This window comes from Cellulomonas soli, assembly GCF_052036975.1.
GTDB lineage: Bacteria > Actinomycetota > Actinomycetes > Actinomycetales > Cellulomonadaceae > Cellulomonas > Cellulomonas soli_A.
In genome coordinates this window covers 1-18,182 of record NZ_JBQIAR010000023.1, presented here as the reverse complement: position 1 = coordinate 18,182, position 18,182 = coordinate 1, and the positions used below count along the sequence as shown (strand labels likewise).

The following is an 18,182-nucleotide window of genomic DNA, read 5'->3' as shown; positions in this document are numbered from 1 at the left end:
GGTGCCGGCGCGAGGGACGTCACGGCAGCAGCGTGCCGCACGTCACCGTGCCGTCGGCACCCAGTGCGGTCAGGGCCAGCGTCGCACGTTCGCGCACGCCGTCCCACGCCGGGAACACCACGAGCTCGCTGGGCATGCCGTCGAGCATGCCCGAGAACCGTCCCCGCCCGAGCGGGCGCAGCCCGGCGACGTCGTCCGGCCACAGCACGCGTGTGTGCCCGGTGACCACCACCGACGAGGGCTGGTCGTAGCCGAGCAGCTCCCAGCCGCCGACGAGCGCGTCGAGCGATGCGGGCCACTGCGTCTCGTCGTCCTGCTCGAGGGCACCGGCCCACGGCTGCGGCGAGATCAGCGGCCAGCCGTCGGACGTCCAGACCAGGCGGCGTGCCTGCACCTCGTGGTGCGTGGGGTCGTCGCCGTGCCGGACGTGGTGCACGAGCAGCTGCCGGCCGGGCGTGCCCGGGCCGGGCGCGTCGGTCAGCACCGCGGCGTGCCCCGGCGCGAGCCACACCGGACCGCCCTCGAACTGGTGGCTGGCCAGCACGGTGGTGCCCACGGCCGCCGGGTCCGTCTCGACATCCGTCAGGACGTGCCCGAGCCGGTCGTGGTACGGACCGGTGACCTGCTCGGCCACGGCGACGCGCACGTGGTAGGTGGAGAACAGCGAGTCGTAGGAGACGACCATCGCCCACCCGCCACCGGGCCGGGGGAGCACGAACGCCCCCTCGATTGCCCCCTCGACCGAGGGGTGCCGGCGTGCCAGCAGGATCCCGGGGCCGGGCGTGGGTTCGCCGGGTGCCGGGGCGTCCAGGGCGAACCCGGTCGCCGGGTCGAGCTCCAGGGCGTGGATGCCACCGAAGAACGACCCGTAGATCATCCAGTGCCGTCCGTCGGTGTCGACGACCACGTTCGCGTCGATCGCGTTGGGCCCGTCGACCTCGTGGCGGCTCGTGACGACCAGCCCACGGTCGGTCCACGGACCGGCGGGCGCCGGGGCGGTGGCCAGGCCGATCGCCGAGGTGCGCGAGCCGAACGTGGATGCCGAGTAGTACATGCGCCACGTGTCGCCCACGCGGACCACCTCGGGGGCCCACAGGCCCTCGGCGCCGGTCCAGCGGGCCGCCGCCTCGGGGACGCCGTCGAGCGCCCAGCCGTGGAACTGCCACGTCACGAGGTCGTCCGAGCGGCGGATCTGCACGCCCCCGCGGACGGGGCCCAGCGAGTACGCGTCGGTCGAGAACAGCCAGTAGGTGCCGTCGTCGTCGCGGACCGCCGTCGGGTCGTGGGCGTGACGGCCCCCCCAGCCGCCGGTGTCGATCGTGGCGGCCGGGTCGGTGAGCGTCATGTCAGCCCTTCGATCCGGTGAGGGCGATCGACTCGACGATCTGCCGCTGGAAGATCACGTACACGACGAGGATCGGCAGCAGCGCGATCGCGGAGGCGCCCATGATCAGCGGGTAGTCGCGCTGGGTGGCGAACTCGGTGTTGAGGTTCGCGATGACCACCTGCAGCGTCTGCTTCGAGGGGGTGTTCAGGTAGATCGTGGGCGCCAGGTAGTCGTTCCAGATCGTCATGAACCAGAGGATGAACTGCGCCGCGATGGCGGGCCGGATCATCGGCAGGATCATCACGCGGAAGATCTTCAGGTAGTTCGCGCCGTCGATCGTGGCGGCCTCGATCAGCGAGTCCGGCACCGACTCCAGGTACTGGCGCAGGAAGAAGATCATCACGATGTTGCCGAACAGCAGCGGCACGATCAGCGGCAGCAGGGTGTCGACCCAGTGCAGCTTCGAGAACATGACGAACTGCGGGATCATGATCATCGGGTACGGGATCATCATTCCCGACAGCAGACCGAGGAACACGGCGTTCTTGCCCGGCAGTCGCATCTTGGCCAGCGCGAACGCGGCCAGCGACGAGGTGACCGAGCCGATGACCGTGACCGACAGCGCCACGATGAGGCTGTTGCGGAAACCGGTGAGGATCGGCGCCTCGCTCCACATGCGCGTGTAGGTGTCCCACTGCGGGACCTCGGGGATCCACACCGGCGGCAGGGCGAAGACCTCGGCCTTCGTCTTGAGCGACGTGGACAGCATCCACAGCAGCGGCGCGAGCATCACGATCGAGCCGACGGCCAGGAGGATGAAGAGAAGGATGTTGGCGGTGCGGCTCTCGGCCGTCGCGCTGCGAGTGGTGGTCTTGCGGGCCATGGTCGTCTCCGTCCTCAGTCGATGCTGAACGAGTTGCGCTGGTTCAGACGGAACTGGACGAGCGTGATGATGAACACGATCAGTCCGAGGACGACGGCCATGGCGGTCGCGTACCCCATCTGCTGGTACTTGAAGGCCTTGCGCACGATGTACCAGACGATCGAGGCGGAGGAGAACTCCGGTCCGCCGGTCGGGGTCATGATGCTGACCTCGATGAAGAGCTGCGAGCCGCCGATGATGTTCGTCACGACGAGGAAGAACGTGACCGGACGCACCATCGGGACGGTGATGGAACGGAACTTGCGCAGCGCACCGGCGCCGTCCAGGGCCGCGGCCTCGTACAGCGAGGCGGGCACCGACTGGATGGCGGCCAGGTACAGCAGCGTGGAGTACCCCAGGCCCTTCCAGATGGCCATGATGATGATGGCGGGCTTGACCGTGGCGGTGTTCTGCAGCCAGTCGGGGCCGTCGATGCCGAACCAGGACAGTGCCTGGTTGACCAGGCCGAAGTCGCCGTTGTAGGCGAACTGCCACACGATCGCGATGGCCGCCAGCGAGGAGATCACCGGCACGTAGTAGATGGTGCGGAAGACGGTGCGGCCCACGATCTTGCGGTTGAGCGTCAGCGCGAGGAGCAGCGACAGCGTCAGACCGATCGGGATGCCGATCATGTAGAAGAACGTGTTCCACATGGACTTGCGGAAGTACTCGTCGCTGAGCAGCTCGACGTAGTTGTCCAGGCCGATGAACTTCGGCGCGCTCAGACCGTTCCAGCGGGTCAGGGAGGCGTACAGCGCGTAGACCGTGGGGTACACGGTGAACAGGGCGAAGCCGATGACGGGCGCCGCGATGAAGGCCATCGCCCATCGGTGCTCGCTGCGGTGCAGGCGGTTGCGCGCCCGCCGGTCCCGCATCACCGGGGGTGCTGCGGCGGGGGTCGGGTCGGAGGTCGTGGTGCCCCCGACCTGCGGTGCGAGGTCCGCGGTCCGCGTCATCTCAGTGCCTTTCTCGGTGCCTTCGCCGGCGGTGCTGCCGGCGGGCTGCCGGCCTTCTGCGAGAGCCCGCCGCCCGGTGCGCGGGGCACCGGGCGGCGGGAGTGGAGCGTGGGGCGTCAGCCCGCCTGCTCGGCGTTCGCGATGGACTCGTCGAGCAGCTGCTGCATCTTCGGCTGCGTCTCGGCGAGGTAGTCCGCGGCGGTCTTCTCACCGTCGAGGACGGGCTGGATGTTCGTCCAGAGCTCGTCGTACCACTCGGCGCCGTACGTGAAGGCGGCGGGCATGGCGTGCCCGTAGTCCTGCACGATGTCCAGGAACTCCTGGCGGTTGGCCGGCTCGGCGGCCGTGTCGGCGGCCCACGTGTCCGCCATGTCGATCAGGTTGGGGATCTGGATGTTCGCGTCGACCAGCGTCTGCTGGGCGTCGGCGTCGGCCGACAGGTACGTCGCGAGCTCCACGGCCTCGTCCGGGTACTCCGAGGTGGCGGAGACACCGATGCCGAGCGAGCCGACCCACGTGGCCGACTCCGTGCCCAGCGTCGGCCAGGGGATCAGGTCGTAGTCGAAGTCCAGGTCGTTGTAGACCGAGACGTCCCACGGACCGACCGGGAAGAAGCCGATCTCGCCGGCCATCCAGCGCTGGTAGGTGTCCAGCGTGGCGGCGTCGGACGCGGACGGGGTGACGTTGTCGACGAGCGTGAGGTCGGCGAACGCCTGCAGGGCCTCGGCGAACTCGGGGGTGTCGACGGTGACCTCGGTGTGGTCCTCGTTCGTCCAGTCGGCGCCGTTGCCCCACACGAGGGACTGCAGGTTCCACTGGACGTTCAGGCCGGTGCCCCACTGGTCGAGCGTGCCGTCACCGTTGGTGTCCACGGTGAGCTGCTTGCAGATCGCCACGAACTCCTCCCAGGTGAGGGGGGTGTCCTTGTCGGGCAGCGGGATGCCGGCGGCCTCGAGCATCGTCTTGTTGTAGCCGAACGAGAACGGGCCGACGTCCTTGGGCAGGCCGTAGAGGGCGCCGTCCGCGGTGCCCTGGACCTCGCCGTTGAACCGGTAGGAGTTCACGCCGTAGGGCCAGATGTTCTCCAGGTCGATGCCGCTGGCGTCCACCGCGTCGGTGATGTCCATGAGGACGCCCGAGGCGACGTACGACTGCAGGCTGGCCTGCTCGATGTAGAACACGTCAGGCACGTTGTTGCCGGAGACGGCGGCCTGCAGCTTGGTGGCGTACTGGTCGGCGTCGGTGACGATGACGTTGACCTTCACACCGGTGTCCTCGGTGTACTTGTCGATGGCGGCCTGGTAGGCGGCCTTCTCGTCGGTGCCGCCGCGGAACATGAAGGTGATCTCCTTGTTCCCGCTGTCGCCGCCGTCACCGGAGTCGCCTCCGGAGCACGCGGTGAGGGCCAGCGTCCCGACCATCGCCGCGGCGAGCGTCGCGGTGAGGATCCTGCTCTTCTTCATCTGCCTGCCTCCCATATCCCGAGGATGTGCGAGGTCACGGCCGCGTCGGGACCGCTGCGCCGCTGCGACATCGCTGTCACGGCGGCTCGCACCGTGGTCGTCCGAGGCCTCGGGGAGGCGCTTCTCGAAGGTTCCCACGGTTCGTCCGTCCTGGTCGTCGTTGACCTCATGTCTCATCTCAACGTCGTTCGTACAACGTTGTGCATCTACAACGTTGAACAAGATCGCACGGGACTCGCAGGCTGGTCAAGCCACGAACTGATAACGGCTCGACAACGGTGCGTGAGCCGCGCGTCCGTGCAGGTCAGAGCGCTTTATCGTGTCGTGCTCGTCGCGGCGACGTCCGCCGGGGCCTCCATCTTCGCGCATCCTCGCGGGTGCGGTGTCGGCGTCCGGGCGGGGCTGTGCGCAGCGTGCAGCCCCGGTGCGGGGCGCGTGGGGAGCGGGGATGAGGCAGGCGGAGGGTGGTGTGCGAGGCAGAGGGGCTCGCGCTCGGTTGACGGCGCCCGCCGTGGCCAGGCATGATGCGTCTACAACGATGTAGAGACGGGTGCTCGCACCCGCTCCGAGCACAGCGAAGGAGCTGGGCATGGGACGGCTCGCGCTGACCCCGCCGATGGGGTGGAACAGCTGGGACTGCTACGGCACCACGGTGACCGAGCAGGAGGTGCTCGACAACGCCCGCGTGATGGCCGAGCGGTTGCTGCCGCACGGATGGGACACCGTCGTGGTCGACATCGACTGGTACGACCCCACCGCGCGCTCGCACGGCTACAACGAGGACGCACCGTTCACGCTCGACGCGTTCGGCCGCCAGCTGCCCGCCGAGAACCGGTTCCCCTCCGCGGCCGGCGGACGCGGCTTCGGCCCGCTCGCCGACGCCGTGCACGCGCTCGGCCTCAAGCTCGGGGTGCACGTGATGCGCGGCATCCCGCGCCGCGCCGTCGAGCTCGACCTGCCCGTCGAGGGGACGTCCTGGACCGCGCGCGACGCCGCCGACACCGACTCGGTGTGCCTGTGGAACCCCGACAACTACGGGCTCGCCCACGAGCACCCCGCCGCGCAGGCCTACCTCGACGGTCTCGTCGCGCAGCTGGCCGCCTGGGGCATCGACTACCTCAAGGTCGACGACATGCTCGCGCCGTACCACCCCGAGGCCGTCGAGGCCTGGGCCACGGCCATCGCCCGCACCGGCCGCGACATGGTCCTCTCGCTCTCGCCCGGCACGCACCTGTCGACCGCGCACGTGGAGCACCTGCGCGAGCACGCGCAGCTGTGGCGCATCTCCGACGACCTGTGGGACCGCTGGGAGGACGTGCACGCCCAGTTCGCGCGCCTGGCCCGGTGGGCCCCGTTCCAGCGACCGGGCGGATGGGCCGACGCCGACATGCTGCCCCTGGGTCGCATCGGGCTGCGCGCCGAGCGCGGTGAGCCGCGCGACTCCCGGCTCACCCTCGACGAGCAGCGCACCCTGCTGACCCTGTGGGTCATGGGCCGCTCACCCCTGATGGTCGGCGGCGACCTGCCCACCAGCTCGCCGCAGACCCTCGACCTGCTCGCCACGCCCGCCGTCGGCCACGTGCTGCGCACCGCCAGCGAGGGCCGCGAGGTCGTGCGCGAACCCCTCGAGGGCGGCGAGCTCGTCGTGTGGACCGCCCGCTCCGACATCGACGCCGGCCGCTACGTCGCCGCGTTCTGGACCGGCGGCAGCCCGCTGCGCCACGCGCTGCCGCTCGCCTCGCTCCTCGGCCACACCGACGCCCTGGCCCGACGGTGGACCACCGGCGACCTGTGGACCGGGTCCGCCGGCCCCGCCCCCCTGACCACCGTCGACGAACCGGGCGGGCTGCTCACCGTCGACATCCCTGCGCACGGTGTGGCCTGGCTGCGGCTGGACCCCGCATGAGCGCCGCCCTGCCGCACCGCCGGGCGGTGCGCTGACGTGCGCGGCCGCCGACTCGCCGCGGTCGTCGCCGCCGTCGTGCTCGTCGCCGGCGGTGCCGGTGCCGCCGCGTTCTGGACGCTGCGCACCGACCCCCCGGCAGCCATCGCCCTCGAGCTCTCCGGTGACATCCACACGCACGACCCCGCGCTCGTCGTCGGCGAGGCCGAGGGTGACCCCTGGTACGTGTTCTCCACCGGCGACATCCGCGAGGGTTTCGGCGCCCCTCAGATCCGCCGGTCCACGGACGGCGGGCACACCTGGGAGATGCTCGGCACCGTCTGGGACGCCTCGACGCGACCGCAGTGGGTCTACGAGACGGTCTCCGGCGTGCAGAACTTCTGGGCGCCCGAGGTCGTCGAGCACGACGGCACCTACTACCTGTACTACGCGGCCTCGACGTTCGGCTCCAACACCTCCGTCATCGGTCTGACCACCAACACCACGCTCGACCCCGACGACCCCGACTACGCGTGGGTCGACCAGGGCGAGGTGTGGCGGTCCACCGTGGGTGAGGACAACTACAACGCGATCGACGCCGGTGTGCTCACCGACGAGTCGGGCACGCCGTGGATGTCGTTCGGCTCGTTCTGGGGCGGCATCCAGCTCGTCGAGCTGCAGTGGCCCTCCGGCACGCCCGTCGACGGCGCCGAGCCGACGACCATCGCCTCGCGCATCGGCTCACCCAATGCCATCGAGGCGCCCTACCTGGTGCGGCACGGCGACTGGTACTACCTGTTCGTCTCGCGCGACTCGTGCTGCCAGGGCACCGACTCGACCTACAACATCGCGGTCGGCCGGTCGGCGCAGATCACCGGGCCGTACGTGGGCCGGGACGGTGCCGAGCTCACCGCCGACGGCGCCACACCGCTGCTGTCCAGCACCGGTGACATGGTCGGCCCCGGCGGGCAGTCGTACTCGCGCGGCTACCTCGCGTTCCACTACTACGACGCGGCACTCGGCGGGGACTTCCAGCTCGCGATCCGCGAGGTCGCGTGGGACGACGAGGGGTGGCCGGTGCTCACCACGGCCGAGGAGCAGGAACAGCTCGGCTGAGCGTCGGGGCGCGCAGCCGGGTCGCTCAGAGCGGGCGCTCGAGGACGTAGTCGTCCTCGAGGCGCTCGCCGACCTGGAAGTGCTTGGTGCCGACCACGGCGAAGCCGGCGCGCGTGTAGAAGGCCTGCGCCCGGGCGTTCAGCTGGTTGACGCCGAGCCACATGCCCTGAGCGCCACGGTCACGGGCGGCGTCGAGGCTGGCGGCCATCAGGGCCCCGGCCACCCCCGCACCGTGGTGGTCGGGGTGCACGTAGCACTTCGACAGCTCGACGGTCGGGCGGATCGCCAGGGAGTCGCGGACGTCCTCGTCGCCCGGCTCGCCCTCGACCAGCATCGTGTAGCCGAGTGGCTGCCCGTCGGGCCCGACACCGACCAGCACGTCGCGGTCCGGGTCGGCCAGGTACCCGGCGAACCGCTCGGCCGACAGGACAGCCGTGATGAACGCCTGCTGGTCGGCCCGTGTCGACCCGGGCGGGCACGCGAGCGGGAACGTCAGCGCCGCGAGGGCGGCGACCGCGTCGAGGTCGGCAGGCGTCGCCGGCCGGACCGTCACCGGTGTGCGGCTGGTTCCCGGCAGGCGCGCGGGCACGGTCGAGGCGCTCGGGTCGGTCGGCATCCGGCCAGTGTAGGCAGGGGAGTGCCGCCGGATCCGTGGTGCCCGCGACCGCTCGGGTGGCTCAGCGTTCGCGCAACGAGCGCCGCAGCGCCCGCACGAGCAGCCCCACGAACCACGCGCCACCGGCGACCGTGGCCACGGTGGTGCCGCGGCGGGCGTTGCGCCGACGGTTGCGGAACTCCCGGACCGGCCAGCCGACCTCGGCCGCGTGCCGCCGCAGGCGCGGGTCGGGGTTGATGGCGCAGGGGTGCCCGACCGAGGACAGGATCGGCACGTCGTTCATCGAGTCGCCGTACGCGTAGGACTCGGCCAGGTCGATGCCGTCGCGGGCCGCCAGGTCGAGCACGGCGGTGGCCTTGGCCTGGCCGTGCAGCATGTCGCCGATGAGCCGTCCGGTGTAGTAGCCGTCGGCGTGCTCGGCCACGGTGCCCAGCGCGCCCGTGGCACCCAGCCGGCGGGCGATCACCTCGCCGATCTCCAACGGCGTCGCCGTGATCAGCCACACCGTGTGCCCGGCGACGATGTGGTCGTCCAGCAGCCGCTGCGTGCCCGGGAAGATGCGCAGGCTGAGCACCTCGTCGTAGACGTCCTCGGCGATGGCCTTCAGCTCGGCCACGGAGTGCCCGGCGATGATCGACAGCGCACGCGCGCGCACGTCGTCGATCTGGCGTCGGCTCTCGCCGAACGCCAGGTAGCGGGCCTGGTGGAACGCGAACCGCACGATGTCCCGCTTGGTGAGGAACCCGCGCCGGTACAGGCCCACCCCCAGGTGGAACGAGGACGCGCCCCGGATGATCGTGTTGTCGACGTCGAAGAACGCACCCACGGTCGCCGCCGCCGGGACGGCTCCGGTCGTGGTCGCCACGACGTCGGCGGAGGGGCGCTCGGCTCCCGGCGCGAGCGACGGCTCGACAGGGGGCTCGGCGCCCGAGGGGGCCGGGCTCGTGGACCGCTCGTTCGCCTGGCGCACCCGGCCACTGTAACGACGACGCCGCCCGTGCGCGCCGAGCCGGTTCTAGGGTGAGGACGTGGGCGAGACGCGTGTGGTCCTGTTCGGCCGGTCGGGCTGCCACCTGTGCGTGGAGGCCCGCGTCGTCGTGGCGGCCGTCTGCGCCGAGGCAGGGCAGCGGTGGATCGAGGTCGACATCGACGACCCCGGGCCTGCGTCCGCGGGACGCGACCTGCTCGACGAGCTCGGGGAGCTCGTGCCGGTGGTCGAGGTGGACGGTGTCCGGCAGGGGTTCTGGCGCATCGACCCGGGTCGGCTGCGCCGTGCGCTCGCGGCGGCTCCGGGGGCACCCCTACGCTGACCGGTGGGTCCGCTCGTCCGCGGAGGACCCGGGCGACGGCGCCCGGGGGAGCGCGGGTCGGCCCGGGGGGACGCCAGTGCGACAGATCCCGTCGGCCACGGTCGCCAGGCTCCCGGCGTACGTCCGGGCGCTCGAGGCGCTGCTCGCGGACGGGTGCGTGACGACCTCGTCCGACGCGCTGGCGGACCGGTCGGGCACGAGCCCTTCCCTGGTCCGCAAGGACCTGTCCTCGCTGGGGTCGTGGGGGCGGCGCGGGGTGGGCTACGACACCGCGCACCTGCGGGAGAAGCTGGCCACGGTGCTGGGACTGACCACGCAGCGGCGCGTCGTGGTGGTGGGGGTCGGTCATCTGGGTCACGCGCTGGCGCGCTACCCGGGGTTCGCCGACCGGGGTTTCACCGTGGTGGGTCTGGTGGACGCCGACCCTGCGGTGGTCGGGTCGGTGGTGGCCGGTCTGGTCGTCCAGCCGCCGGAACGGCTCGGCTTGCTGGTGGAGCGCACGGCGGCCACGATCGGCATCATCGCGACCCCGGCCGGGCCGGCCCAGCAGGTGTGCGACGCGCTGGTCGAGGCGGGTGTCGGTGGCATCCTCACGTTCGCGCCGCGCGCGCTACGGGTGCCGCCGGAGGTGGACCTGCGTGCGGTGGACGTGGCCGCCGAGCTGGCGATCCTCGCGTTCCACGACCGCCGTCGACGGCACGCCTGAGGAGATCGTCCTGCGCGGCACGCACGACGCCCGCCGGGCCTGGGTGGCCGGGCGGGCGTCGTGCGGGCGCGGGTGCGCCGGGCGTGCGGTGCGGGGTGGCCCTGCGGGTGGGTCAGGCCTGCTTGATGGCCGAGACGTCCAGGCCGATGACGACCTTGTCGGCCACCAGGACGCCGCCGGCCTCGAGGGCCGCGTTCCAGACCAGGCCGAACTCCTTGCGGGAGATCGTCACGGAGGCCTCGAAGCCCGCGCGCTGGTTGCCGAACGGGTCGACGGCGGTGCCGTTGAACTCGGTGGCGAGCTCGACGCTCTTGGTCACGCCGTGGATCGTCAGGTCGCCGACGATGACGTAGTCCGAGCCGGCGGGGCGGATCTCGGTCGAGGTGAACGACCAGGCGCCGAAGGCCTCGACATCGAAGAAGTCGCCGCTCTTGAGGTGGCCGTCGCGGTTGGCGTCGCCGGTGGAGACGGTGGACGGGTCGAGGGTCACGGCGACCGACGTCGAGGCGAGGTCCTCGCCGACGGTGATGGTGCCCTCGGTGACAGCGACGGAGCCGCGCACCTTCGAGATGCCCGCGTGGCGGACGGTGAACGAGGCCTCGGTGTGGGAGGCGTCGATCGCCCAGGTGCCGGTGGTGAGGCCGGCGGGCAGGGCGGTGGTGGTCGTGGTGGTCATGCTGTCCTCCGTGGTTTGTTGAAGCGTCAACCAAGCTGTTAGTTGATAGTTGTACTACAGTGGTCGGACGGGTGCAACCCATCCGGGGCAGAAGGAGGACGTGATGAGTGCCACGAGCGCCGAGGTGAACCAAGCCGAGGTGACCCAGGACGCACCGCAGGTGCGCTGGCTCGACGACGAGCAGCAGCAGCACTGGCGCGCGTTCCGCGACGGCACCGCCCGGCTGATGGCCGTGCTCGCGCACGAGCTCGAGCAGGCCAGCGGCCTGTCCCTGCACGAGTACGAGGTCATGGTGCGACTCTCCGAGGCACCCGGGCGCACGCTGCGCATGTCCGAGATCGCCGAAGGGCTCGCCCACTCGCGCAGCAGGCTCACCCACACCGTGCGCCGCATGGAGGACGCCGGACTGGTCAGTCGCCAGCCGTGCGCCGAGGACGCCCGCGGGGTCAACTGCACGCTCACCGAGACCGGATGGCAGGCACTCGTCGCCGCAGCCCCCGCCCACGTCCACTCGGTGCGCGAGCACCTCGTCGACCGGCTCACCGCCGAGCAGTTCCGGGCACTGGGCACCGCCATGGACGTCGTGCGCGCCGCACTGGTCGCCCCCGAGGGTGCCTGCACGGCCCTCGACGACGACGGCAGTGGCCCGACTCACGCCCCCTGACGTGCCCGGGCGCACCACGCACCCAGAACCGTTTGCCACACTGGGCCCATGGTCCCGACCACGATCCACCTGATGCGGCACGGCGAGGTGCACAACCCGGAGGGCGTGCTGTACGGCCGGCTGCCCGGCTACCACCTCTCCGAGCGCGGCGTCGCGATGGCCGACATGGTCGCCGCGCACCTGTCCGGCGCCGGTGCGGCGCCCCGGCGCGACGTCACCGTGGTGATCGCCTCGCCGCTGCAACGCGCGCAGGAGACCGCCACCCCCATCGCCGCCGCGTTCGGTGTCGAGCTGCGCACCGACCCGCGGCTCATCGAGGCCGGCAACCACTTCGAGGGCAAGACCTTCGGCGTCGGCGACGGGTCGCTGCGGCACCCCGAGCACTGGCCCTACCTGCGCAACCCGTTCCGCCCGTCCTGGGGCGAGCCGTACCGCGAGCAGGTCGACCGGATGCTCGCCGCCGTCGACGCCGCCCGTGAGCTCGCCCGCGGGCACGAGGCCGTGCTCGTCAGCCACCAGCTGCCCGTGTGGGTCACCCGGCTGGCCGTCGAGAAGCGGCGGCTGTGGCACGACCCCCGCCGCCGGCAGTGCTCGCTCGCCTCGCTGACCTCCCTGCGCTTCGAGGACGACCGGCTCGTGGGCATCGGGTACAGCGAGCCCGCCGCCTCGCTGCTGCCCGGCGCCGCGACGGTCGCGGGAGCCTGACGTGCCGCGCCGGTCACGCGCGGCGTTCGCCGGTGCAGCCGTCCTCGTGCTCGGCCTGCTCACCGGCTGCGGGGCGAGCGGCACCACCGGCAGTGCCGACGTCGCCGACCAGGGCTACCAGTCGGGCGACGGTTCCACGACCACCTGGGCGGACGCCGAACGGCCCGGGCCCGTCGAGGTCGCCGGCACGGACTTCGAAGGCGTCGCGCGCGACGTGACGGACTGGCGCGGGGACGTCGTCGTGCTCAACACCTGGTACGCGGCATGCCCGCCCTGCCGGGCCGAGGCGCCCGACCTGGTGGCGCTGGCCACCGACTACGCCGACCAGGGCGTGCACGTGCTCGGGGTCAACGGCACCGACGCTGCCGGGGCGGCCCAGGCCTTCCAGCGCCAGTTCGACGTGCCGTACCCCAGCCTGGCCGACACCGACGGCACGGCGGTCGCCGCGCTGCAGGGCACGGTGCCCGTCAACGCCGTGCCGACCACCGTGGTGCTCGACCGTGAAGGGCGCGTCGCGGCGCGGATCCTCGGCCTGGCCGACGCCTCGACCCTGCGCACCCTGGTCGACGACCTGCTCGCCGAGCCCGAGGCGGGCGCATGACGCCACTGGCGCTCGGCATCGGCGACTCCTTCGGCCAGGCCGCCGTCTCGGGTTCGCTGCTGCTCGCCGTGCCCGTCGCCGTGCTGGCCGGGCTGGTCTCGTTCGCCTCGCCGTGCGTGCTCCCGCTCGTGCCCGGCTACCTGGGATACCTCGGTGGCATGACGGGCGGCATGACGGGCGGCCCCTCCGGGGCGGCGGCCGGCGGCGCGACCGGGGCCGGCTCCGGGACCGCGCGCACCGCCACCCGCAGCGCCGCCCGCACCGCGGCGAGCCGGCGCCTGCTGCTCGGCGTGGTGCTGTTCGTCGCCGGGTTCACCGCCGTGTTCGTCGCCTACGGGGCCCTGGCCGGGTCGCTCGGCTCGCTGCTCGTGCGCTGGCAGGACCCGATCACCCGGGTGCTCGGTGTGGTCGTGGTGCTCATGGGGCTGGCGTTCCTCGGGTTCGTGCCGTTCCTGCAGCAGGACCGGCGCCTGCACCTGGCCCCCCGCGCCGGCCTGTGGGGTGCCCCGCTGCTCGGCCTGACGTTCGGCCTGGGCTGGGCCCCGTGCATCGGTCCGACCCTGGCCGCGATCCTCACGCTCTCGCTCACCGACGCCTCGGCGGGCCGTGGGGCGCTGCTCGCCGTGGCGTTCTGCGCCGGCCTCGGGCTGCCCTTCGTGCTGGTCGCCCTCGGTGTGGAGCGCTCCGCACGGGCGCTGGGCTTCCTGCGACGGCACCGGCTGGCGGTCATGCGGGCCGGGGGAGCGATGCTCGTCGTGCTCGGCCTCGCCCTCGTCACCGGCGTGTGGTCCCAGTGGGCGGCATGGCTGCAGGGGCTGCTCACCGGCGGCGAGCCGTTCGTGCCGGTGGTGTGAGCGGCATGGGCGACTACCGACCGGCGGGCCTCGACGACGCGTTCTCCGACCGTCCCGGCACCGAGACCCCCGGGGCACCTGCGAACCTGCCGCAGCTGGGGTTGACTGGCTGGCTGCGGTGGACCTGGCGGCAGCTGACCAGCATGCGCGTCGCGCTTCTGCTGCTCATGCTGCTGGCCGTCGCCGCCGTGCCCGGCACCCTCTTCCCGCAGCGCGCGCAGGACCAGGCCAAGGTCGCCGAGTACCTGGCCACGCACACCGAGCTGGGGCCCTGGCTGGACCGCCTCGGGTTCTTCGACGTGTACGCCTCGGTGTGGTTCTCGGCGATCTACCTGCTGCTGTTCGTCTCGCTCGTCGGCTGCATCCTGCCGCGTACCCGCGTGCACGCCCGTGCGCTGCGGGGGCGTCCGCCCCGCACCCCCCGCCGCTTCGACCGGTTCCCCGCGACAGCGGCAGGCACGTCGACGGACAGCCCCCGCCAGGTCGTCGACGATGCCGCCGCCGTGCTGCGGCGGGGGCACCGGTGGGCGCCGTTCTGGCCCGTGTACCGCGTCGACGTGCACGACGAAGGCCGGGGTGCCTGGTCCGTCTCCGCCGAACGGGGGTACCTGCGCGAGACCGGCAACCTCGTGTTCCACCTCGCGCTCGTCGGCCTGCTGGTCTCGGTGGCGACCGGTCAGCTGCTGCACTACCGCGGGCAGGCGATCGTCGTGCAGGGTCGCGGGTTCGCCAACGCGGTCGTCGACTACGACACGTTCGAGCAGGGCACCGCGTTCGACCCCGAGAGCCTCGTGCCGTTCACGCTGCGGCTCGACGACTTCGAGGCGGTGTTCGACGAGCAGAGCCTGCAGTCGCGCGACTTCACCGCGCACGTCACCCTCACCGAACCCGGTCAGGACCCCCGGGCCGAGACGATCAAGGTCAACCACCCGCTGACCGCCGGTGGCGCCAAGGTCTACCTGCAGGGCAACGGGTACGCGCCCGACGTGACGATCCGGGACGCCGCCGGCGAGATCGCGTTCGCCGGGCCGGTGCCGTTCCTGCCGCAGGACGAGGTCTACACCTCACGCGGCGTCATCAAGGTGCCCGACGTGTCCGGCGACCAGGAGCAGATCGGGCTGGTCGGCTACCTGCTGCCCACCGCGCAGCAGCTCGGCGAGGGCATCTACCGTTCGAGCAACCCCCAGCCCACCGACCCGATGCTCGTGCTGTCGGTCTGGTCGGGCAACCTCGGCCTGGACACCGGCGTGCCGCAGAACGTGTACCAGCTCGACGAGTCCCGGATGACGCAGGCCGTGGACCCCGCGGGTGACCCGGTGACCCTGTACGTGCGGCCCGGCGAGACCGTCGAGCTGCCCGACGGCCTGGGCTCCCTCACGTTCGAGGACCTGCCCCGGTTCGTCGCGCTGGACCTGCGGCGCGACCCGGCACTCGTGTTCGTCCTCGTGTTCGCGCTGGCCGCGTTCGTCGGTGTCGCCGCCTCGCTGTTCGCCCCGCGCCGCCGCGTCTGGGTGCGCGCCACCCCTGCCGGGTCCGAGGGGGCCGGTCGTACAGTGGTCAGCGCCGCGGGCCTGGCGCGCGGCGACGACATCGGACTCGCCCCCGAGGTCGACCGCGTGCTCGCGGCCACCCTGGGGCCGCCACCGGACGGCGACGACGCCTCCGACAACCCACCCGACGAGCACGGCGACCCCTCACCAGGCCCCCACGGTGACGGCTCGCCCGACCAGCACAGCGAGGTCGTCCGACCCGCTCCTCCCCGCGCCACGGAAGAGACCCCCACATGACCACCGGTGACCTGAGCACGTTCCTCGTCTGGGGCGCCACCACCGCGTTCACGATCGCGCTGCTGGCGTACACCGTCGCGCTGTCGGCCGTCGCCGAGCAGTCCGCCCGGCGCGCGCGCGGTGCCGCGGCGACGCCGACCGCCGCGACCGTCGGTGCCCCGACGACCGTCCGCACGGGCGCACCCGTGGTGACCGTGACCGATGCTCCCGCGGACGGACCCGTCCGGGCGCCGCGGGCCGAGGGCATCGCCCGGTCGACCACCTGGCTCGGCATCGCGCTGCTGCTGGCCGGCATCGTGCTGCGGGGCCTGGCCTCCGGACGGTGGCCCACGGCGAACATGTACGAGTTCACGCTCGTCGGGGTGTTCGTCGCCGCGCTCGTGCTGGCGCTCGTGCAGCGCCGGCGGACCATCGTCTTCCTCGGCGTGGTCGTCATGGGCATCGGTGTGCTCGCGCTCGCCCTCGGGCTGCTCGTGTTCTTCGTGCAGGCCGACGCCGTGCAGCCGGCGCTCGACTCGTACTGGCTCGTGCTGCACGTCGGCGTGGCGATCGCCGCGACCGGGGTGTTCACCGTCGCGTTCGCGGCCGCCGTGCTGCAGGTGCTCAGCGACGCCCGCGAGGAGGGCCGCTCGCACCTCGAGCAGCCGTGGCGTCGTGCCGACGGGCTGCGCGGGGGCCTGAGCCGCTGGCGGGTCACCGGACCGGCGTTCGCCTGGCTGCGTCAGGTGCCCTCGGCCGTCCAGCTCGAGGCCCTCTCGTTCCGGCTCAACGCCATCGGTTTCGTGCTGTGGACGTTCACCCTGATCGGCGGCGCCATCTGGGCCGAGCACGCCTGGGGCCGGTACTGGGGCTGGGACCCCAAGGAGGTCGGCACGTTCGTCGCCTGGGTCGTGTACGCCGCGTACCTGCACGCGCGCACCACGCGCGGCTGGGCCGGCCGTCGCGCCGCCTACCTGGTGTACGTGGGCTACGCCGTGGTCATCGCGAACTTCACGGTCATCAACCTCGTCGTCACCGGCAAGCACTCCTACTCGGGTCTCTGACCCGCCTCGTCGGCGCCACCGGTCTCGCCCTCGTCCTTCTCGCGGCGCCGCAGCTCCTGGTCGAGCCGGCGCAGGAACTCGGGGTCGTCGTCCGGGGCGACCGGCCCCGGGCGACCACGGCGCGGCGTGCCCGGCCCCGCAGAGCGGCCCGGCCCCGCTGACCTGGTGGGTGCGGGCGCCTCGCCACGCGCCACCGCGGCACGCCGCGACCGGCTCACCACGAGCCAGACGATCGCACCCACGAACGGGGCGACGACGACCAGCAGCATCCACACCGCGCGAGGCAGACCGAGGCGCTCCTCGTCGGGGCTGCCGGCGATGTCGACGACGCAGTAGACGATCAGGGCGATCGCCAGCACGAGTGGCAGGTAACGCATACCCGCCAGCGTATGTCGTGCCGCGCGACCAGCCACCGGCCGTACCCTGGGCGCGTGCCCGTCGTGCGTTGGTCAGTGATCCGTCTCGCGCTCTTCGGTGCCTGCCTGGCCGGCCTGTGGTGGGCCGGGATGCAGTCCTGGTTGGCCCCGGTCCTCGCGGCGTTCCTGGCATGGGGCGTGTCGTACGTGCTGCTCGCAGGCCCGCGCGACGACGCCGCGCGGTACCTCGCGGAGCGGGACGCCGCCCGCCGCGCCGAGCGGCAGGCCAGGGGCGTCCAGACGCTGCTCCCGGCGCACGCCCAGGAGGACGCCGACCTGGAGGACGCCGCGGTCGACGCCGCGCAGGCCGCCGCCGCGGACACCGCAGGCCCGACGCGACCCGACGCACCGGACGACACCGCGCACTGAGCCGCCCGTCGCTCGCCGCCCGCCGGTCCGCGCGGCTCAGAGAGCCAGGCCCAGCCCCAGCAGCACGCCGTACGCCAGCTCCAGCATCCCGGTGCCGGCCAGCACCGGGACCAGCGCCCGACCCCGCGCACCCGCCAGCACGCTGACCGCCAGCACGACCGCGGGCGCACTGAGCAGGAGCACCAGCAGCGACCACGGCGCGACGACGAAGCACAGCGCCCCCAGCAGCACTGGCAACGTCACCATCACCGCGTACGCCCGCCGTGCGCGCGACTCTCCTATCCGCACCGCGAGCGTGCGCTTGCCGACCAGCGCGTCCGTCGGGACGTCACGCACGTTGTTCACCATGAGCAGCGCGCAGGCCAGCAGCCCCACCGACACCGCACCCACCCAGGCCGGCCAGGACAGCTGCCCGGCCTGCGTCCACGTGGTTCCCAGCACGGCCACCAGCCCGAAGAACGTGAACACGCCGACCTCGCCCAGCCCCCGGTACCCGTACGGGTTCGCGCCACCCGTGTACCCCCAGGCGGCCGCGATGGCGATCGCACCGACCGCCAGCAGCCACCAGTCGCCCGTGACCACGACCAGTGCGAGGCCGATCAGCGCCGCCACGCCGAAGGCGGCGAACGCCGCCGCCTTCACGGCCCCCGGGCTCGCCGTGCCCGACGCGGTCAGCCGCAGCGGGCCGACCCGGTCGAGGTCGGTGCCGCGCACCCCGTCGGAGTAGTCGTTCGCGTAGTTGACGCCGACCTGCAGGGCCAGCGCGACA

General features: G+C 72.5%; 20 protein-coding genes. 11 read left to right on the top strand and 9 right to left on the bottom strand.

Annotated features, from left to right (window positions below):
* Window positions 1-19: 19 nt before the first annotated feature.
* The 4 genes from ACTHAM_RS17010 to ACTHAM_RS16995 form a co-directional block, all read right to left on the bottom strand.
* Complete coding sequence (locus ACTHAM_RS17010) at window positions 20-1,345, bottom strand: arabinan endo-1,5-alpha-L-arabinosidase (RefSeq protein WP_440689647.1); 1,326 nt, start codon at window positions 1,343-1,345, stop codon at window positions 20-22.
* Window position 1,346: 1 nt separating this feature from the next.
* Window positions 1,347-2,210, bottom strand: coding sequence for a carbohydrate ABC transporter permease (locus tag ACTHAM_RS17005; RefSeq protein ID WP_440689645.1), 864 nt, complete (start codon window positions 2,208-2,210; stop codon window positions 1,347-1,349).
* A 14-nt stretch (window positions 2,211-2,224) separates the two neighbouring features.
* The gene (locus ACTHAM_RS17000; protein ID WP_440689642.1) at window positions 2,225-3,205 is read right to left on the bottom strand and encodes a carbohydrate ABC transporter permease; all 981 of its coding nucleotides are present in this window, start codon (window positions 3,203-3,205) and stop codon (window positions 2,225-2,227) included.
* 116 nt (window positions 3,206-3,321) lie between these two features.
* On the bottom strand, window positions 3,322-4,668 hold the full coding sequence (locus ACTHAM_RS16995; protein WP_440689640.1) for an ABC transporter substrate-binding protein: 1,347 nt from the start codon (window positions 4,666-4,668) through the stop codon (window positions 3,322-3,324).
* A gap of 589 nt (window positions 4,669-5,257) precedes the next feature.
* Here ACTHAM_RS16995 and ACTHAM_RS16990 point away from each other — a divergent pair.
* Together ACTHAM_RS16990 and ACTHAM_RS16985 are read left to right on the top strand one after the other, a co-directional pair.
* On the top strand, window positions 5,258-6,574 hold the full coding sequence (locus ACTHAM_RS16990) for a glycoside hydrolase family 27 protein (RefSeq protein WP_440689638.1): 1,317 nt from the start codon (window positions 5,258-5,260) through the stop codon (window positions 6,572-6,574).
* A gap of 36 nt (window positions 6,575-6,610) precedes the next feature.
* Window positions 6,611-7,666 (top strand): arabinan endo-1,5-alpha-L-arabinosidase, encoded by a 1,056-nt coding sequence (locus ACTHAM_RS16985; protein WP_440689636.1) that lies wholly within the window; start codon window positions 6,611-6,613, stop codon window positions 7,664-7,666.
* Window positions 7,667-7,691: 25 nt separating this feature from the next.
* Here ACTHAM_RS16985 and ACTHAM_RS16980 read toward each other — a convergent pair whose 3' ends face one another.
* Entirely contained in the window at window positions 7,692-8,282 is a 591-nt protein-coding gene (locus ACTHAM_RS16980; RefSeq protein ID WP_440689634.1) for an N-acetyltransferase family protein, read from the bottom strand.
* Window positions 8,283-8,343: 61 nt separating this feature from the next.
* A complete protein-coding gene (locus ACTHAM_RS16975; protein ID WP_440689679.1) occupies window positions 8,344-9,147 on the bottom strand; it encodes an HAD family hydrolase in 804 nt (267 codons plus the stop codon).
* Between the two features lie 163 nt (window positions 9,148-9,310).
* On the opposite strand from ACTHAM_RS16975, the gene ACTHAM_RS16970 reads away from it, so the two are divergent.
* Both ACTHAM_RS16970 and ACTHAM_RS16965 read left to right on the top strand, forming a co-directional pair.
* Window positions 9,311-9,592, top strand: coding sequence for a glutaredoxin family protein (locus ACTHAM_RS16970; protein ID WP_440689632.1), 282 nt, complete (start codon window positions 9,311-9,313; stop codon window positions 9,590-9,592).
* 76 nt (window positions 9,593-9,668) lie between these two features.
* Complete coding sequence (locus ACTHAM_RS16965; protein ID WP_440689630.1) at window positions 9,669-10,298, top strand: redox-sensing transcriptional repressor Rex; 630 nt, start codon at window positions 9,669-9,671, stop codon at window positions 10,296-10,298.
* 112 nt (window positions 10,299-10,410) lie between these two features.
* Here the strand turns inward: ACTHAM_RS16965 and ACTHAM_RS16960 are convergent, their stop codons facing one another.
* The gene (locus ACTHAM_RS16960) at window positions 10,411-10,974 is read right to left on the bottom strand and encodes a YceI family protein (protein WP_440689628.1); all 564 of its coding nucleotides are present in this window, start codon (window positions 10,972-10,974) and stop codon (window positions 10,411-10,413) included.
* A gap of 103 nt (window positions 10,975-11,077) precedes the next feature.
* Here ACTHAM_RS16960 and ACTHAM_RS16955 point away from each other — a divergent pair, with 103 nt between their 5' ends.
* From ACTHAM_RS16955 to ccsB, 6 genes are read left to right on the top strand one after another with little or no spacing between them, the layout of a single operon-like run.
* Window positions 11,078-11,638, top strand: coding sequence for a MarR family winged helix-turn-helix transcriptional regulator (locus ACTHAM_RS16955; protein WP_440689626.1), 561 nt, complete (start codon window positions 11,078-11,080; stop codon window positions 11,636-11,638).
* Window positions 11,639-11,686: 48 nt separating this feature from the next.
* The gene (locus ACTHAM_RS16950; protein ID WP_440689624.1) at window positions 11,687-12,343 is read left to right on the top strand and encodes a histidine phosphatase family protein; all 657 of its coding nucleotides are present in this window, start codon (window positions 11,687-11,689) and stop codon (window positions 12,341-12,343) included.
* 1 nt (window position 12,344) lies between these two features.
* Entirely contained in the window at window positions 12,345-12,944 is a 600-nt protein-coding gene (locus ACTHAM_RS16945) for a redoxin domain-containing protein (RefSeq protein WP_440689622.1), read from the top strand.
* Window positions 12,941-13,798, top strand: a complete 858-nt coding sequence (locus ACTHAM_RS16940; protein WP_440689620.1) for a cytochrome c biogenesis CcdA family protein — start codon at window positions 12,941-12,943, stop codon at window positions 13,796-13,798. The genes ACTHAM_RS16945 and ACTHAM_RS16940 overlap by 4 nt, the downstream gene beginning before the upstream one ends.
* A gap of 5 nt (window positions 13,799-13,803) precedes the next feature.
* Entirely contained in the window at window positions 13,804-15,585 is a 1,782-nt protein-coding gene (resB, locus tag ACTHAM_RS16935) for a cytochrome c biogenesis protein ResB (protein WP_440689618.1), read from the top strand.
* Window positions 15,582-16,628 carry a c-type cytochrome biogenesis protein CcsB gene (gene ccsB, locus ACTHAM_RS16930; RefSeq protein ID WP_440689616.1) on the top strand — a complete coding sequence of 349 codons (1,047 nt, stop codon included), beginning with the start codon at window positions 15,582-15,584 and terminating at the stop codon, window positions 16,626-16,628. Before resB ends, ccsB begins: the two co-directional genes overlap by 4 nt.
* On the opposite strand, the gene ACTHAM_RS16925 is transcribed toward ccsB, so the two are convergent.
* Window positions 16,613-17,005, bottom strand: coding sequence for a PLDc N-terminal domain-containing protein (locus tag ACTHAM_RS16925; protein ID WP_440689614.1), 393 nt, complete (start codon window positions 17,003-17,005; stop codon window positions 16,613-16,615). The genes ccsB and ACTHAM_RS16925 overlap by 16 nt on opposite strands.
* 54 nt (window positions 17,006-17,059) lie before the next feature.
* On the opposite strand from ACTHAM_RS16925, the gene ACTHAM_RS16920 reads away from it, so the two are divergent.
* Window positions 17,060-17,413, top strand: coding sequence for a DUF4229 domain-containing protein (locus ACTHAM_RS16920; RefSeq protein ID WP_440689612.1), 354 nt, complete (start codon window positions 17,060-17,062; stop codon window positions 17,411-17,413).
* A gap of 36 nt (window positions 17,414-17,449) precedes the next feature.
* On the opposite strand, the gene ACTHAM_RS16915 is transcribed toward ACTHAM_RS16920, so the two are convergent.
* Window positions 17,450-18,182 (bottom strand): 1,4-dihydroxy-2-naphthoate polyprenyltransferase (locus ACTHAM_RS16915; protein WP_440689610.1); only part of this gene is annotated, 733 nt, incomplete at its 5' end.

Bases quoted from the DNA above. Each gene is read 5' to 3' on its own strand.
- ACTHAM_RS17010 (WP_440689647.1), bottom strand. From the start codon at position 1,345: ATGACGCTCACCGACCCGGCCGCCACGATCGACACCGGCGGCTGGGGG.
- ACTHAM_RS17005 (WP_440689645.1), bottom strand. From the start codon at position 2,210: ATGGCCCGCAAGACCACCACTCGCAGCGCGACGGCCGAGAGCCGCACC.
- ACTHAM_RS17000 (WP_440689642.1), bottom strand. From the start codon at position 3,205: ATGACGCGGACCGCGGACCTCGCACCGCAGGTCGGGGGCACCACGACC.
- ACTHAM_RS16995 (WP_440689640.1), bottom strand. From the start codon at position 4,668: ATGAAGAAGAGCAGGATCCTCACCGCGACGCTCGCCGCGGCGATGGTC.
- ACTHAM_RS16990 (WP_440689638.1), top strand. From the start codon at position 5,258: ATGGGACGGCTCGCGCTGACCCCGCCGATGGGGTGGAACAGCTGGGAC.
- ACTHAM_RS16980 (WP_440689634.1), bottom strand. From the start codon at position 8,282: ATGCCGACCGACCCGAGCGCCTCGACCGTGCCCGCGCGCCTGCCGGGA.
- ACTHAM_RS16960 (WP_440689628.1), bottom strand. From the start codon at position 10,974: ATGACCACCACGACCACCACCGCCCTGCCCGCCGGCCTCACCACCGGC.
- ACTHAM_RS16955 (WP_440689626.1), top strand. From the start codon at position 11,078: ATGAGTGCCACGAGCGCCGAGGTGAACCAAGCCGAGGTGACCCAGGAC.
- ACTHAM_RS16950 (WP_440689624.1), top strand. From the start codon at position 11,687: ATGGTCCCGACCACGATCCACCTGATGCGGCACGGCGAGGTGCACAAC.
- ACTHAM_RS16940 (WP_440689620.1), top strand. From the start codon at position 12,941: ATGACGCCACTGGCGCTCGGCATCGGCGACTCCTTCGGCCAGGCCGCC.
- resB (WP_440689618.1), top strand. From the start codon at position 13,804: ATGGGCGACTACCGACCGGCGGGCCTCGACGACGCGTTCTCCGACCGT.
- ccsB (WP_440689616.1), top strand. From the start codon at position 15,582: ATGACCACCGGTGACCTGAGCACGTTCCTCGTCTGGGGCGCCACCACC.
- ACTHAM_RS16925 (WP_440689614.1), bottom strand. From the start codon at position 17,005: ATGCGTTACCTGCCACTCGTGCTGGCGATCGCCCTGATCGTCTACTGC.